At 55.1% G+C, this 2,153-nt stretch carries 3 protein-coding genes and 1 pseudogene; all 4 read left to right on the top strand.

The window, feature by feature from the left end:
• Positions 1-69 (top strand): annotated as a pseudogene (rplK, locus tag ACIP8I_RS27105) (50S ribosomal protein L11); the annotation flags it as partial.
• Positions 69-764: a 50S ribosomal protein L1 gene (rplA, locus tag ACIP8I_RS27100; protein WP_003228754.1), complete on the top strand. Its 696-nt coding sequence runs from the start codon at positions 69-71 to the stop codon at positions 762-764. The pseudogene rplK and the gene rplA, both read left to right, overlap by 1 nt.
• A gap of 198 nt (positions 765-962) precedes the next feature.
• Positions 963-1,463: a 50S ribosomal protein L10 gene (rplJ, locus tag ACIP8I_RS27095; RefSeq protein WP_003228752.1), complete on the top strand. Its 501-nt coding sequence runs from the start codon at positions 963-965 to the stop codon at positions 1,461-1,463.
• 74 nt (positions 1,464-1,537) lie between these two features.
• Positions 1,538-1,903 carry a 50S ribosomal protein L7/L12 gene (gene rplL, locus ACIP8I_RS27090; RefSeq protein ID WP_007962228.1) on the top strand — a complete coding sequence of 122 codons (366 nt, stop codon included), beginning with the start codon at positions 1,538-1,540 and terminating at the stop codon, positions 1,901-1,903.
• The last annotated feature ends 250 nt before the right edge of the window (positions 1,904-2,153 follow it).

Genomic DNA, 2,153 nt, shown 5'->3' with positions numbered 1-2,153 from the left:
ATGGATGCAGCCGTGCGTACTATCGCCGGTTCTGCTCGTAGCATGGGCCTTAACGTGGAGGGTGTGTAATGGCTAAGCTGACCAAGCGTCAAAAGGCTATCGCCGGCAAAATCGAAGCAGGCAAGGCCTACAACATTGTAGACGCTGCTGCTCTGCTGGCTGAGCTGTCGACTGTCAAGTTCAGCGAGTCGTTCGACGTTGCTGTAAACCTGGGTGTAGACCCGCGTAAATCCGACCAGGTTGTTCGTAGCGCTACTGTGCTGCCACACGGCACTGGCAAGACCGTTCGCGTTGCTGTGTTCACCCAGGGTCCAGCTGCTGAGGCCGCTCTGGCTGCCGGCGCTGACCGTGTAGGTATGGACGACCTGGCTGCCGAAATGAAAGGCGGCGACCTGAACTATGACGTAGTGATCGCATCCCCGGATGCCATGCGCGTTGTAGGTCAACTGGGTCAGATCCTCGGTCCACGTGGCCTGATGCCTAACCCGAAAGTCGGCACCGTAACTCCAGACGTAGCTACCGCGGTTAAAAACGCCAAGGCTGGTCAGGTTCGTTATCGCACCGACAAAAACGGCATCATCCACACCTCCGTTGGCAAGATCGGTTTCGATGCCGTCAAGCTGAAGGAAAACGTTGAAGCCCTGATCGCTGACCTGAAGCGTATCAAACCAGCTTCCTCGAAAGGTATCTACGTCAAGCGCGTTACCCTGAGCACCACTATGGGCCCAGGTCTGGTTATCGACCAGAGCTCGCTGGACGCGTAAGACAAAGGTTGGTGCGATTATTCGCGCCAATTGAAAGATTGGGGTCCCTGCCTGGCGGGGGCTATCCAAGACCGTAGGCGGCGCAAGCCTTAAACCACAAGCCTACGCAGATGGTGCTCCCGGTTCCTTACCGAATCAGACACCAAAACGACATTCGGTTCCGACCGAGTGAAACGGTAACAAGCAGGAGTTAAACCCGTGGCAATTAATCTCGAAGACAAGAAGGCCATCGTCGCTGAAGTCAACGAGGCTGCCAAAGTCGCTCTGTCCGCTGTCGTGGTTGATGCCCGTGGCGTAACAGTAGGCGCAATGACCGGACTCCGTAAAGAGGCTCGTGAAGCTGGCGTTTACGTACGTGTTGTACGTAACACCCTGCTCAAGCGCGCAGTTGCTGACACTGAATACAGTGTCCTCAACGACGTGTTCACCGGCCCGACCCTGATTGCATTCTCGAACGAACATCCGGGCGCTGCTGCCCGTATCTTCAAAGAGTTTGCCAAGGGTCAGGACAAGTTCGAGATCAAGGCAGCTGCGTTCGAGGGCAAGTTCCTCGCAGCTAATCAGATCGACGTACTGGCAACTCTGCCGACCCGTGACGAAGCAATTTCTCAGCTGATGAGCGTGATTCAAGGCGCTACCAGCAAGTTGGCTCGTACTCTGGCGGCAATTCGCGACCAGAAAGAAGCTGCCGCAGCCTAAGGCTCGTCAACTTCTCGCGTTTTTTGTTTATTTCGATGGTCGCGTAGGCCGTCCCCCAATTCAGGAATTGAGTCATGTCTCTGACTAACGAACAAATCATCGAAGCAATCGGCCAGAAATCCGTAGTGGAAATCGTTGAGCTGATCAAAGCGATGGAAGAAACCTTCGGTGTTACCGCTGCCGCCGCTTCGGCTGGCCCAGCTGTAGCTGCTGCTGCTGTTGAAGAGCAAACCGAGTTCAACGTTGTTCTGCTGGAAGCTGGCGAGAAGAAGGTTAACGTGATCAAGGCAGTTCGTGAACTGACCGGTCTGGGCCTGAAAGAAGCCAAAGAGAAAGTAGACGGCGCTCCTCAGGTTGTAGCTGAAGGCGTTTCGAAAGAAGCTGCTGAAGACGCCAAGAAGAAGCTGGAAGAAGCAGGCGCTAAAGTCGAACTGAAATAAGTATCGACTTTGCTCCTCCAGCCCGAGCGTCAAGCGACAGGCTGATGGCTGGTGGCTCTTGCCACCGGCCTTTTTCCGTTATTGGCAGCCGACTGGGTCGGTGCTGATAAAGGCGCTGTAACCACCCGATGCGGTGGCGCAAACCATGGGGTTTGCACGATTTTCTGGCTGCTCCCGTCGGGAGGGGCCAAACAAGCAGGTGACCAAGCTGGGGAACGCTGATGGCTTACTCATATACTGAGAAAAAACG

Source organism: Pseudomonas sp. NPDC088414 (assembly GCF_044753325.1).
Classification (GTDB): domain Bacteria; phylum Pseudomonadota; class Gammaproteobacteria; order Pseudomonadales; family Pseudomonadaceae; genus Aquipseudomonas.
The sequence above is the reverse complement of the archived record's forward strand: the minus strand, read 5'-3'. Positions and strand labels throughout refer to the sequence as shown.